Annotated in this window: 12 protein-coding genes; 6 read left to right on the top strand and 6 right to left on the bottom strand. The window is 63.7% G+C overall.

Annotated elements, in window-relative coordinates; all coding sequences use genetic code 11:
* Positions 1 to 75: 75 nt before the first annotated feature.
* The 6 genes from AC07OO_RS03920 to AC07OO_RS03895 all read left to right on the top strand — a co-directional run bounded on the left by AC07OO_RS03920 (position 76) and on the right by AC07OO_RS03895 (position 7,565).
* Complete coding sequence (locus AC07OO_RS03920) at positions 76 to 1,254, top strand: SphA family protein (protein WP_495080745.1); 1,179 nt, start codon at positions 76 to 78, stop codon at positions 1,252 to 1,254.
* A 23-nt stretch (positions 1,255 to 1,277) separates the two neighbouring features.
* The gene (locus AC07OO_RS03915; RefSeq protein ID WP_495080744.1) at positions 1,278 to 2,609 is read left to right on the top strand and encodes a DsbA family protein; all 1,332 of its coding nucleotides are present in this window, start codon (positions 1,278 to 1,280) and stop codon (positions 2,607 to 2,609) included.
* A 65-nt stretch (positions 2,610 to 2,674) separates the two neighbouring features.
* Positions 2,675 to 4,402 (top strand): arylsulfatase, encoded by a 1,728-nt coding sequence (locus AC07OO_RS03910; RefSeq protein ID WP_495080743.1) that lies wholly within the window; start codon positions 2,675 to 2,677, stop codon positions 4,400 to 4,402.
* Positions 4,399 to 5,481 (top strand): MBL fold metallo-hydrolase, encoded by a 1,083-nt coding sequence (locus tag AC07OO_RS03905; protein ID WP_495080742.1) that lies wholly within the window; start codon positions 4,399 to 4,401, stop codon positions 5,479 to 5,481. The genes AC07OO_RS03910 and AC07OO_RS03905 overlap by 4 nt, the downstream gene beginning before the upstream one ends.
* A 42-nt stretch (positions 5,482 to 5,523) precedes the next feature.
* Positions 5,524 to 6,441 carry a haloalkane dehalogenase gene (locus AC07OO_RS03900; protein WP_495080741.1) on the top strand — a complete coding sequence of 306 codons (918 nt, stop codon included), beginning with the start codon at positions 5,524 to 5,526 and terminating at the stop codon, positions 6,439 to 6,441.
* On the top strand, positions 6,438 to 7,565 hold the full coding sequence (locus AC07OO_RS03895; protein ID WP_495080740.1) for a glutathione S-transferase family protein: 1,128 nt from the start codon (positions 6,438 to 6,440) through the stop codon (positions 7,563 to 7,565). The genes AC07OO_RS03900 and AC07OO_RS03895 overlap by 4 nt, the downstream gene beginning before the upstream one ends.
* A 120-nt stretch (positions 7,566 to 7,685) precedes the next feature.
* Here the strand turns inward: AC07OO_RS03895 and AC07OO_RS03890 are convergent, their stop codons facing one another.
* The 6 genes from AC07OO_RS03890 to ugpB all read right to left on the bottom strand — a co-directional run bounded on the left by AC07OO_RS03890 (position 7,686) and on the right by ugpB (position 13,347).
* Positions 7,686 to 8,372, bottom strand: coding sequence for a TetR/AcrR family transcriptional regulator (locus AC07OO_RS03890; protein WP_495080739.1), 687 nt, complete (start codon positions 8,370 to 8,372; stop codon positions 7,686 to 7,688).
* 10 nt (positions 8,373 to 8,382) lie between these two features.
* Positions 8,383 to 9,174 (bottom strand): glycerophosphodiester phosphodiesterase, encoded by a 792-nt coding sequence (gene ugpQ, locus AC07OO_RS03885; protein ID WP_495080738.1) that lies wholly within the window; start codon positions 9,172 to 9,174, stop codon positions 8,383 to 8,385.
* Positions 9,171 to 10,199 (bottom strand): sn-glycerol-3-phosphate import ATP-binding protein UgpC, encoded by a 1,029-nt coding sequence (locus AC07OO_RS03880; RefSeq protein WP_495080737.1) that lies wholly within the window; start codon positions 10,197 to 10,199, stop codon positions 9,171 to 9,173. Before AC07OO_RS03880 ends, ugpQ begins: the two co-directional genes overlap by 4 nt.
* A 2-nt stretch (positions 10,200 to 10,201) precedes the next feature.
* Complete coding sequence (gene ugpE / locus AC07OO_RS03875; protein WP_495080736.1) at positions 10,202 to 11,050, bottom strand: sn-glycerol-3-phosphate ABC transporter permease UgpE; 849 nt, start codon at positions 11,048 to 11,050, stop codon at positions 10,202 to 10,204.
* 95 nt (positions 11,051 to 11,145) lie between these two features.
* Entirely contained in the window at positions 11,146 to 12,027 is an 882-nt protein-coding gene (ugpA, locus tag AC07OO_RS03870; RefSeq protein ID WP_495080735.1) for a sn-glycerol-3-phosphate ABC transporter permease UgpA, read from the bottom strand.
* An 18-nt stretch (positions 12,028 to 12,045) separates the two neighbouring features.
* On the bottom strand, positions 12,046 to 13,347 hold the full coding sequence (ugpB, locus tag AC07OO_RS03865; protein WP_495080734.1) for a sn-glycerol-3-phosphate ABC transporter substrate-binding protein UgpB: 1,302 nt from the start codon (positions 13,345 to 13,347) through the stop codon (positions 12,046 to 12,048).
* Positions 13,348 to 13,374: the final 27 nt, after the last annotated feature.

Here is a 13,374-nt window from a genome sequence, read left to right as displayed (position 1 = left end):
GCACTAGTGTATTGTTCGTCGATTGCCTTAACTTTCACCCTTGCGCCCTGCCCATCACCTCTTGGAGTTACCTGCATGCGAAACGCCGCCCCTCTTGCCAAGCCCCTGACGCGCGCCCTGCAAACGGCCGCCTGCCTGACTTTTGCCTTGTCACTCCACCCCGCCGCCCAGGCCAGCGAGGGCTACAAGCTGCGCCAGGCCCCGGTGGGCGCCTTTGGCGGCGAGATTGCCGCGATGGTGGACAACCCCGGCCTCTTCGCCACAGCCATTGCTACCTACACCCACATCTACAAGGTGGCCGACGATGCCGGCAATGACGTGGGCGTGGCGGCGCGTGTCATTCCGCTGCCGACCAATTCCAAGGCCGGGCTGCCCATTCCCGACGGCACCTACAGCCTGAGCGTGCCGGCCGGCACCATCAAGTTCGACCAGACCCAGACCCAGGTCAACATCCTGGCCGGCTATATGACCGAGGGCACCTATGGCGACGGGCGCCTGGCCTTTGCCGTCAATGTGCCCTTGGTCACCATCAACCGCAGCTTTTTTGCTACGCAACCCAGCGGCACCGTGTCCCCAGCGGCCACCGCGGCGCTGCCGCCCCAGGTGCTGGGCGCCATCACCACGATGGCCAATGCGGCCAATTACGCGGTGCAGACCGGCCTGATTGCGCGCAATACCAGCGAGAACGTCAACGTCACCGGCCTGGGCGATGCCGAACTCTCGGCCGTGTGGGTGCGCTCCGAAGACCGGCTCAAGATCGCCGCCGGAGTCTCCCTGTTTGTGCCCACCGGGGCCTATGACAAGAACCGTGGCCCCAACCCCGGCTTTGGCAACTTCTATACGCTGCGCCCCGGTGTGGCCGTGACCTATGCGCTCAACCCCAAGCACACCGACCCCACCTGGGATTCGGGGGTGACCATAGCCGGGCGCCTGTCCTATGGCACCAACAGCACCAACTTGGACACCGACTACCGCAGCGGCGATTTCGTCTACACCGAGCTGGGCATCGTCAAGGTCAGCGGCAACTGGGCCTTTGGCGCCAATCTGCTGGCCATCCAGCAGGTGACCGATGACTCGGGAACGGGTGTGCCGGTGGGTGCGGGGCGGTATAGAAACTATGGTTTCGGCCCCTTCCTCTCGTATAAATTGCCGGGCAAGGATGCCGGTTTCAATGTGCACTTCAGCCGCAACTTTGGCAGCCAGAATGCGCTGGTGTCGGAGTCTTTGCAGATCCGCTTCATCAAGGCCTGGTAATTGCCACTGGCAGGGCAGCCCCTATGTCGTTGAAGACCCTGTTGATGCCCATGCTCAGCCAGCGTTTGCTGTCGGAGCGGCGGCTGCACCGGCAGCGCGCACACGCCGAGCGCACGCGCCTGCGCGCGGGGCAGGGCCATGTACTGCACTACTTCCACCAGGTCGACGACCCCTACAGCGCGCTGGCCGCCCACAGCCTGGCTCCGTTGCTGGCGCGCTATGACGTCCGGCTGGCGCTGCACATCGTGGGGCCGCCCGATGCAGCGGCCGCGCCCGAGCGGGACAAGCTCACCGCCTACAGCCGCAAGGACGCGCAATTGCTGGCCCAGCACCACGGTCTGGCCTTCACCGACCCGGGCGTGCAGCCTATGGAGCGCGCCGTGGAATGGGCCCGCCGCTTGCTGGTGGCTGCGGCAGCCTCCAGCGATGGGCAGCCAACCGCAGATGTGCTGAGCGCCGTCTCCACCTGGTTGTGGAAGAACCCGGCCGGCACGCGGGCCGACACCGTGGCCCAGGGCCGAGCCTTGGCCAGCTTGGAGGCCGTGGCCACGCACCAGCAGACGGCCGAGGCCTTGCGCCAGAAACTGGGCCACTACCTGGGTGCCACGTTCTACTACGGCGGCGAGTGGTACTGGGGCATAGACAGGCTCTACCACCTGGAGCAGCGCTTGCAAGCCCTGGGTGCCAGCAAGCCGGGCACGGTGGGCTGCCTCTACCCGCCCTCGCAGGATTGGGCGCAGGCCGTGCAACTGGGGCGCCCAGCCCCCATCGACTTCTTTTTCTCTTTGCGCAGCCCGTATTCGGCCATTGTGGCCCCTCGCATCTTTGAGTTGGGCCGCTTGACCGGTGCCGAGGTGCGGCTGCGGTTTTTATTGCCCATGGTCATGCGCGGCCTGCCGGTGCCCAAGGCCAAGCGCGGCTACATCGCGCTGGACGCAGCCCGCGAGGCCCGCGCCCGCGGCATTGCCTTTGGCCGCATCAACGATCCCGTGGGCCGGCCCACGGAGCGCGGTTTGGCGCTGATCCCCTATGCCGAGCGCGCGGGCAAGGGCCAGGCGTTTGTACTCTCGTTCATGCAGGGCGTGTGGGCCGAGGGCATCAACGCCGGCAGCGACAGCGGTCTGCGCAGGATTGTGGAGCGCAGCGGGCTGTCTTGGGCGCAGGCCCGAGAGGCCTTGCAGGATGCGTCTTGGCGCGAACGGGCCGAGGCCAATCGCCAGGAGATGTTCGGTCTGGGCCTCTGGGGTGTGCCGACGTTCCGCGTGGGCCATACCGCCGTCTGGGGCCAGGACCGGTTGTGGGCCGTGCAAGATGCCCTGCTGGGCGCTGCCATCCACACCGAGGCCCATTTGTGAAGTTCTTGACGATGCACAGAGCGATACACGCAGCCGCCTCGGTCCTCTTGTGGGGGCTTGTCAGCATGCCCCCCACCGCCTTCGCCGCCGGGCAGCCGCGTCCCAACATGGTGGTCATCGTCGCCGACGATTGGGGCTTCACCGACGTGGGCGCCTTTGGCAGCGAGATCGCCACGCCCAATCTGGACGCGCTGGCCCGCCGGGGCATGCGCTTCTCCAACTTCCATGTGGCGGCGGAATGTTCTCCCACCCGCGCCATGCTGATGACCGGCGTGGACAGCCACCGCACCGGCGTGGGTGCCATGCGCGAGAGCGTGCCGCGAGAGCACCTGGGCAAGCCCGGCTACTTGACGGTACTGAACCAGAACGTGGTCACCGTCAGCACGCTGCTGCAAGACAGTGGCTACCGCACCTATGCGGTGGGCAAATGGCACGTGGGCAAGGAGGCACACAACCTGCCGCCGGCCCGCGGTTTTGACCACTCGCTGATCCAGGGCGACAGCGGCTCGGACAACTGGGAGACCGGCAAGCGCTATATGGCGCTGTCTGACAAGGTCTACTGGTTTGAAGACGGCAAAGAGGCGGTCATGCCCCAGGAGTATTACTCGTCGGCCTTCTATGTCGACAAGGCCATTGACTACCTGCGCCGCGACGAAAAATCCGACCGGCCCTTCTACACCTACCTGGCCTTCCAGGCCAACCACATTCCGGTGCAGGCCCCGCGCGCTTACATCGACAAATACAAGGGTGTCTACAAGGACGGCTGGACCGCCTTGCGCAAGGCGCGGCGCGACCGTGCGGCGGCGCTGGGCCTGGTGCCGCCCAACACGCCCATGGTGACCATGCCCACCACCACCGACTGGGACGCGATGACGCCGGCGCAGCAGCAGTACGAGGCGCGCCGCATGGAGGTCTATGCCGCCATGGCCGAGGCCATGGACTTCCACGTCGGGCGCTTGATTGATTACCTGAAGGCATCAGGCCAGTACGACAACACGGTGTTTGTCTTCTTGTCCGACAACGGTGCCGAGGCCTCTGACCCCTATGCCATCCTGACGGCCCGGCTGTGGCTGTCCCACGAATACACCAATGACATGGACAAGCTGGGCGACAAGGGTGCCTACGACACCATAGGCCCGAGCTGGGCCAGTGCCGCCGCGTCGCCGCTGTCCACGTACAAGTTCTATGCGGGAGAGGGCGGTGTGCGCTCGCCGATGATCATTGCCGGTGTGCCCGGCACGGTAGCCAACAGCATCCACCCCCGCATGGCCCACGTCAAGGACATCGCGCCCACTCTGCTGGCGCTGGCTGGTGTGGCGCAACCCACGGGGCATTACCGGGGCGCGGCCGTGGAGCCCATGACGGGCCGCAGCCTGCTGCCGGTGCTGCAGGGCACCGCCGCACAAGCCCATGCGCCCGATGAACCCGTGGGCTATGAGTTGTCGGGCAACAAGGCCGTCTTCCGTGGCGATTGGAAGCTCACGCAAAACATGGCGCCCGTGGGCGACGGCCAATGGCATCTGTTCAATGTGGTGGGCGACCCTGGGGAGACGGTCGATCTGCAACAGCAGATGCCGCAACTGTTCCAAGCCCTGCGTGCCGACTACGAGCATTACGCCCAAGCCAATGGCGTGCTGCCCATGCCCGAGGGCTATGAGCCCCGCCACCAGGTCATGGTCAATTCGCTGGTCAATGTCTACCTGCCGATGTTGCGTTGGCCTGCCATTGCGCTGGCCCTACTGCTCGTGGCGCTGTGGTTGCGCAGGCGGGGCAAGAAGCGCGGGGCCGCATGAGAAAGATCCGCAAAGTCGCCGTGGCACTGGCGCTGCTGCTTGGCCTGGTGGCAGCCGCGGCCTACACGCTGCGCGCGCCCTTTGCGCTGGCCATCGCAACCCGGGTGGCCGCGGACAAGCTGGCGGCCGACGCCGCGTCTGAATTGCCCGATGGCCTGCACGTGGGTTTGTGCGGTGCTGGCTCTCCCTTCCCGGACGAGAGGCGTTCCGGCCCCTGCACGCTGGTGATTGCGGGCAAGCACCAGTTGGTATTTGATGCGGGCAGTGGTGCCTCGCGGAACATCGGCAAGATGGGCTTCAACCAGGGCCATGTGGAGGGCATTTTCCTGACCCACTTCCACTCCGACCACATCGATGGCTTGGGCGAATTGATGCTGCAGCGCTGGGTCAGCACCTCCAACCGCGCGCCCGTGCCCGTCTATGGCCCGCCGGGTGTGGAGGCCGTGCTGGCGGGCTTCCTACAGGCCTACCAGCAGGACCAGCAATACCGCGTCGCCCACCATGGCGACGCCACCGTCGCTGCCAGCGGCTTTGGCGGTGTGGCACGGCCGTTTATGCTGCTGCCCGACCAAGCCACGGTGGTGTTGCAGGATGGGCCGTTGGAGGTTGCCGCGTTTGCCGTGGACCACGCACCCATACACCCGGCCGTGGGCTACCGCATACGTTACAAGGGCCGCAGTGTGGTACTCAGCGGCGACACGGTGCAATCGGCCGCCGTACTACGCGCTGCACAGGGGGCAGATCTGCTGGTACACGAGGCCTTGTCGGTGCCGCTAATGCAGGGCCTGCAGCGGGCCGCAGGGCAGGCCGGGCGGGCCAATCTGGACAAGATCTTCGGTGACATTCAGAACTACCACACGACCCCCGAGCAGGCCGCCGAAACCGCGCGCGACGCCCAGGTGGGCTACCTGTTGCTCAACCACATCGTGCCCACCCTGCCACCCATACCTGGCATGGAGTCTGCCTTTCTGGGCGATGCAAAAACCATCTACGCCGGTCCCATACGGGTGGGTGTGGATGGCGACTTTGTCAGCCTGCCGGCTGGCGATAAGCAGATACGGGTCAGCCGCCGCTTCTGACGCCGTATTCCCTATTTCTAGAAAATGTAGAAAACGATCCCCATGCGCCCATTGCCCAAGGTCACTGAATTCGTCCGCACGCCGGAGGAGCGATTTGCTGCTATTGCCGACTTTCCCTATACCCCGCACTACCGCATGGTCGGTGGTCTGCGCGTGGCGTACATCGACGAAGGCCCGCGCGACGCGGCGCCGGTGTTGCTGATGCATGGCGAGCCCACCTGGTCCTACCTGTACCGCAAGATGATCCCGGTACTGTTGGCCGCCGGTCACCGCGTGCTGGCACCCGATCTGGTGGGCTTTGGGCGATCGGACAAGCCTACCCAGGCCCAGGACTATTCCTACTTCAACCACGTGCAGTGGATGAGCGCGTGGATGGAAGCGCTGGACCTGCGGCACACCACACTCTTCTGCCAGGACTGGGGCTCGCTGATTGGCCTGCGCATGGCGGCCGAGATGCCGCAGCGCTTTGACCGCGTTGCGCTGGCCAATGGGGGCCTGCCAACGGGTGTGGGCGCCGTGCCCAAGGCCTTCAAGATCTGGCGCGCCTTCGCCATGTACAGCCCCTGGTTCCCGATCGGCCGCATTGTCAAATCCGGCTGCGCCATGGGCCTGGCGCCGGACGAGGTGGCGGCCTATGACGCACCGTTTCCGTCGCGCAGCTACCGCCTGGGTGCCCGGCTGTTCCCCACTTTTGTGCCCACCACGCCCGACAACCCGGAGTGCGGGAACAACGAGAAGGCCTGGGAGGTCTTCAAGCAATGGGAGAAGCCTTTCCTCACACTGTTCAGCAACCGCGACCCGGTCACGCGCGGCGGTGCCAAGATCTTCCAGAAGCTGATCCCCGGTGCCCAGGGACAGGCCCATGCCGTCACGCGTGGCGCGGGCCACTTTTTGCAGGAAGACAAGGGTGTTGAAGTCGCCGAGGCGCTGTGCACCTTCATTGAGGCCAACCCAGCATGAGCCAGCCGCAACAACAAGCCTTCATCCTCTACGGCTGGCACCTGTCCTACTTTGCCGGCAAGGCGCGCTGCTACCTGCGCTACAAGGGCATTCCCTTTGTAGACCAGGCCGTGGACATGTACACGCTGACCCAGCGCATCAAGCGCAAGACCGGCGAGGTGGTGATGCCGGTGCTGCGCACGCCGCAAGACGAGTGGCTGCAGGACACCAGCTTCATCATCGACCGCATGGAGGCAGAGTTCCCCAACCGCAGCGTGATCCCCCACACGCCGGTGCAGACCTTCGTGGCCTACCTGCTGGAGGCCTGGGGCGACGAGTGGTGGATACCCATCGCCATGCATACGCGTTGGTCCTACCCCGAGAACTATGCGCTGTTTGAAAAAGAGGCGGGTGCCGGCCTGTTGCCCGGATTCCCCCAGTGGCTGCAGCGCAAGGCCGTGGCCTATGTAGCCAACAACTTGCGCGGCATGCTGCACCGGGTTGGCGTGCGGCCCGAGCAGTACCAGTTGATGAACGACTGGACGGCGCAGATGTGCGATGCGCTGGATGCCCATTTCGCCGAGGTGCCCTACCTGCTGGGCGCACGGCCCACGCTGGCCGACTTCAGCCTGGTGGGCACCATGTATGGCCACCTGGGGCGCGACCCCTGGCCCGCGCGCGAACTGGTGGCGCCACGCCGGCATTTGCGCGACTGGATAGACCGCATGGCCAGCCCTACGCCCCACGCCGACAGTGGCGAACTGCTGGAGGGCGACGCCATCGCGCCCACGCTGGAGCCTGTGCTGCGCGCCATATTCGCGCAGTTTGTACCCATGGTCGAAGGCATAGCCACCCAGGTGCAGGACAGGCTGGCTGCCGGTTGGCCTACGGGCAAGCCCTTGCCCCGCACGCTGGCCGATGTGGAGATACCCCTGGGGGCTCACGGCACGTTTCGCAGGGCTGCAATTCCGTACACGCTGTGGATGGTGCAACGCGCACTGGATGTGTACCGCGCCATGCCCGCGCAGGATCAGCAGGCAGTGGCCCGTGCGCTGGCACCGCTGGGTGGTGAACGCTTGCTGGCGCTGCAGTTACCACGCCTGCGAAGGCAGGGGCTGCGCGTGGTACCGGATGTACACGCCTAACCGGGTGCGTGATAGGAGTGCTACCAATAAAGTAGCGAGATACCCTTGTGTGACGAGGGCTAGAGGCCGATTTGATGAAAATTCGGTCGGTGCGGCTGCCAATAAACCCGTTTTGGGGTTTTAAGCGGCTTTGGCCTTGGCTTGCACCGCCTGCACCAGGTGCTTGGCGATGATGGACTTGAGGTAGTCCGAGACCTTGGCATTGGACGAGGGCCTGTTCATGGCCTGGTGGCTACCCACCACGGCCAGGTAGAACAGGGCCGATAGCTCACGCGCCTTTTCTTCGTCGCCGTTGACCAGCTTGGCGTAGTAGGTGTGGACCAGTTGCAGGCGCTTGCGGTCCACCTTTTCCAGCAACGCGGCCATGGCGGCATCCTTGCCGGCCAGGGCGCGCAGGGCCAGCTCGAAACGGTCGAATTCGCGCTCTTCGATCGAGTGGGCAATGGCGTTGTCCAGTATCTGCAGGATGCGGGCCGCGGGGTCGGGCAGGTCACCCTCCAGCATGCGCTTGTCCATGGCCAGCTCGCGCTGGTACCAGCGGTCGATCAAGGCATGGACCAGCTCGGCATGGTCGGCAAAGTGCCAGTAGAAGCTGCCCCGGCTCACGCCCAACGTGTCGGCCAGCGTCAGCACCCGGACTGCGCCGAAACCCCCGTCAATCGCGGCACGGAATGCCGCGTCCAGCCAGTCTTCACGTGTCAGGCGGCTGCTGGTGGTCTCTGCGGCGGCCAGGGCTTTCTTCTTGGACGGTGCGCGGGGCTTTTTGGCTGTGGCGGTAGCGTTGGCAGGGGTTTTGGGGCTTGGCATCGTGCCGATTCTATGCCGGGGTGAACAGGTCTACCCGGTCGGTGATGATGCCGTCGGTGCCCAGCTCCAGCAGGCGCTGTGCGGCCCATTCGTCATTCACCGTATAGCTCAGCGTGCGAAAACCTGCGCTTTGGGCCTGGGTCACGCTGCTGCGGTCCCACAGGGCGTGGTTGCAGACAATGGCCCGGCAATCCAACGTCAGCGCGGTCTCAACCCAACCCGTCCACAGCGTGTCCAACAGCAGCCCACGGGGCAGATCGGGCTGCGCTTCTTGCGCGCCTTGCAGCGCCTCGACTGCGAACGAGGTCAGCAGCGGCGGCACGGCCTGGCCGGCCCACAGCCGCGCGGCCTGCCGGGCCACGACCTCGCCGGTGTGGTGCTCGGTGCCGGGTGTGGGTTTGATCTCGATGTTCAACAGGTAGCCGTTGCGGATGCAAAAGGCGGCAATACTGTCCAACGTGGGAATCGGCTCGCCCGCATAGGCACGTGAATGCCAGCCACCGGCATCTAGCTGCGACAGCGCGCTCCACGGGTGGTCGCCCGCGACCGCGCTGTTGCCCTTGCCGAGTTGGGCGCGGGCATTGGTGGTGCGCTGCAAGGTGGCGTCGTGCAGCAAGAAGGGCACGCCATCGGCGCTGAGTTTGACATCGCATTCGAACATGCGGTAGCCATGGCTGGCGCCCAGGCGAAAGGCCGCCAGCGTGTTCTCGGGCGCCAGCTTGCCGGCGCCGCGGTGGGCGACCCAGCGGGGGTAGGGCCAGGGGGGCAAGTCACCGGCTATATCGACGTGGCCGTCCGTCATTCGGTCCCCGCCACACGCAAGCCGGTGGTTGCGTCGAAGGTGTGCAACTTGCCAGCGCGGGGCGTCACGTGGATAGTGGCGCCTATGGCGGGCGGGGTCTGTGCTTCTTCGGTACGCACAATCACCAGTTCGTCACCGCTGCCATGGGCCCAGCGGCCATAGACCAGGCGCTCGGCACCCAGCAATTCCACCGTTTCCACCTGCAAGGCCCAGCCGGTGTCACCAATGTCCAGATGCTCCGGGCGTATGCCGGTGATACGGCCTGTCAAGGCGCCGGGCGCGTTCTTCAACAAGTTCATCGGCGGCGAACCAATGAAGCTGGCGACAAAGGTGCTGGCCGGCCGGGTGTAGACCTCTTCGGGCGTGCCAAATTGCTCCATCTTGCCGCCGTTCATGACGATCATGCGCTGCGCCAGCGTCATGGCCTCGACCTGGTCGTGGGTGACGAACAGCGAGGTGATGCCCAGTTCGCGGTGCAGCTTCTGGATCTCCAGTCGGGTCTGGGCGCGCAGCTTGGCGTCCAGATTGGACAGAGGCTCGTCAAACAAAAACACCTGGGGCTGGCGCACGATGGCACGGCCCATGGCTACGCGTTGGCGTTGTCCACCGGAGAGTTCGCGGGGTTTGCGCTTGAGGAACTGGCCAATCTCCAGAATCTTGGCGGCCTTGTCCACGCGGGCCCGGATTTCATCCTCGGGCACCTTGGCGATCTTCAGACCATAGGCCATGTTGTCGAACACGCTCATATGGGGGTAGAGCGCATAGTTCTGGAACACCATGGCGATGTCGCGTTCGGCGGGTTCCAGGTGGTTGACGACGCGGTTGCCGATGGAGATCTCGCCATCGCTGATTTCTTCGAGCCCGGCGACCATGCGCAGGAGCGTGGACTTGCCGCAGCCCGAAGGTCCCACGATGACGATGAATTCGCCATCCGTGATCTGCGCATTGACGCCGTGTATGACCTGGTTGACGTGCTTGCCAGAGCCGTAGCGTTTGATGACGTTTTTGAGTTCTATGGAGGCCATTATTATTTTTCCGTATCAACCAAACCTTTGACAAACCACTTCTGCATCAACACCACCACCACGGCGGGTGGCAGCATGGCCAGGATCGCGGTGGCCATGACGACGTTCCATTCGATGGGCGAATCGCCGCCACCAATCATCTGCTTGATGCCGATGACGATGGGGTACATGTCTTCGCTGGTGGCAGCGATCAGCGGCCACAGGTATTGGTTCCAGCCGTAGATGAACTGGATCACAAACAACGCGGCAATGCTGGTGGCCGACAAGGGCAACAGCACATCCTTGAAGAAGCGCAAGGGCCCTGCGCCGTCGATGCGGGCGGCCTCTACCAGTTCATCGGGCACGGTCAGAAAAAACTGGCGGAACAAGAAGGTCGCGGTGGCAGAGGCTATCAGGGGCACCGACAGGCCGGCATAGGTATTGATCATGCCCAAGTCGGCCACTACCTGGTAGGTCGGGCCAATGCGCACTTCCACCGGCAGCATCAGCGTGATGAAGATCAGCCAGAAGCACAGGTTGCGCAACGGAAACCGGAAGTAGACGATGGCAAAGGCCGACAGCAGCGAGATGCTGATCTTGCCAAAGGTGATGATGAAGGTGATGACAAAGCTCACCCAGATCATGCGGCCCACGGCCACGTGCGAACTGGAGGCACCGGTGCCCAGCAAGGCCGTCTTGTAGGTCTCCCAGAAATGGCCGCCGGGCAGGATGGGCATGGGCGCCTGCATGATCTCTTGCGGGCTGTGCGTGGAGGCTACGAATGCCAGATAGATCGGAAAGGCGACGATCAGCACGCCGATGATCATGACGGCATGGGCCAGTATGCCCAGCGTAGGACGGCGCTCAACCATGGGAGGTCCCGAATGCCGCCGGGCCGCCCCAAGGCATGAGAGCCCCCTTGGGGGGCAGCGACCCGTGGAACGGTGGAGCGTGGGGGTCTAGCATCTTAGTAGTTCACTTTCTTTTCGATGAACTTGAATTGAACAACGGTCAACGCAATCACGATCACCATCAGCACGACCGACTGCGCGGCCGAGCTGCCGAAGTCCATGCCGCGGAAGCCGTCGAAGTACACGCGGTAGACCAGCGTGGCCGTGTCTTTGCCGGGGCCGCCTTGGGTGGTGGCGTCGATGATGGCGAAGGTATCAAAGAAGGCATAGACCATGTTGATCACCAGCAGGAAGAACGCGGTGGGTGACAACAGTGGGAGCTGTATGGTCCAGAAACGCCGCCACGGCCGCGCGCCATCAATGGCGGCAGCCTCGATCAGCGATTTGGGGATGCTGGTCAGACCGGCCAGGAAAAACAAAAAGTTGTAGGAGATCTGCTTCCAGACTGAGGCCATGACGATGAGCGCCATCGCGTGGTCGCCGTTGAGCAAATGGTTCCACTGCAAACCCATGTGCTTGAGCCAATAGGTGATGATGCCAATCGACGTGGAAAACATCAGCGCCCACAGCAGGCCGGTCACCACCGGTGCCACCGCGTAGGGGAGTATCAGTATGGTCTTGTAAAAGGCCGCACCCTTGGTGATGCGGTCGGCAAACACGGCCAGCATCAAGGCGATGCTCAGGCCCAGCACCGTGACCAGTACCGAAAAAATCAGCGTGGTCTTGAACGAGGCCATATAGGTCTCGTCTGCCCACAGGGTCTTGAAGTTATCCAGACCCACCCAGGTAATCGAACTGCCAAACGCGTCCTGTTGTTGCAACGACTGCACCAGGGCCTGGCCCGCGGGCCAGAAGAAGAAAACCCCGACGATGAACAACTGGGGTGCCAGCAGCACCCAGGGCAACCACGACGAACGAAACAGGACGCGTTTTTCCATTGCCTTAAAACTTAATTCTTACTTGTTCGCAGCCTGGAATTTGGCCAGCAACTCGTTGCCGCGCTTGACACCGTCATCCAGTGCCTGCTTGGCGGTCTTCTTGCCGGCCCAGATTTGTTCGGTTTCTTCGTCCATGATGGCGCGGATCTGCACAAAATTGCCCAGGCGCACGCCACGCGACTTCTCGGTGGTCTTGCGGATCATCTGGTTCACGGCCACATCGGTACCGGGGTTCTTCTTGTAGAAGCCGGATTCCTCGGTCAACTTGAAGGCCGCCGAGGTGATGGGCAGGTAGCCGGTGCGCATGTGGCTGGCGGACTGCACCTTGGGGTCGGACAGGAAGTTGAAGAAGGCTGCAACGCCCTTGTAGTGGTCCGCAGGCTTGCCCGAGAACACCCACAGGCTGGCGCCACCGATGATGGTGTTCTGCGGCGCACCGGGCACATCGGGGTAGTAGGGCAGTGTGGACTCGGCGAATTTGAACTTGGCGTCGCGGGTGATGGAGGCATAGCTGCCCGACGAACCCACAAACATCGCGCATTCACCCGATGTGAATGCCGACACCGGCTTGCTGGCGCGGCCCTTGTAGACAAACAGGCCCTGCTTGGACATATTGCCCAGGTTTTCGAAATGGCGCACATGCAAGGGCGAGTTGAACTCCAGCCGTGCGTCCAGCCCGCCAAAGCCGTTGTTCTTGGTGGCGTAGCTGGTGTTGTGCCAGGTGGAGAAGCTTTCCAGTTGTGCCCAAGTCATCCACGACGTGGTGAAGGGGCACTGGTTGCCGGTTGCCTTGAGCTTGGCGGCGATGGACACGACTTCGGGCCAGGTGGTGGGGGCCTTTTCGGGGTCCAGGCCGGCGGCCTTGAAGGCGTCCTTGTTGTAGTAGAAGACGGTGGTGGAGCTGTTGAACGGCATGCTCAACATTTGGCCGTTGGGGGCGGTGTAGTAGCCGGCCACGGCAGGGATGTAGACGCTGGGGTCGAATTTGGCGCCGGCCTCCTTCATGACTTCGGACACGGGCTTGATGGCGCCCTTGGAGTACATCATCGTCGCCGTGCCCACTTCAAAGACCTGCAGGATGTCGGGTGCATTGCCGGCGCGGAAGGCCGCAATGCCCGCGGCCACGGACTGGTCGTATTCGCCCTTGTAGGTGGGGACCACCTTGTAGGCGGTCTGGCTGGCATTGAATTGCTTGGCCAGGTCAGTCACCCAGTCGTTCAGGGCACCGTCCATGGAGTGCCACCATTGGATTTCGGTCTCGGCGTGGGCGGAAAGGGAAAGGGCTGCTGCAAAAGCCAGCGCTGCGAGTTTGAGTTTCATGGGCGAGGTCCTTGTGGGCAAAAAACG

The organism is Rhodoferax sp. GW821-FHT07G04 (assembly GCF_059418585.1).
Note: the sequence above shows the minus strand (reverse complement) of the source record. Positions and strands in the feature narration are given on the sequence as shown.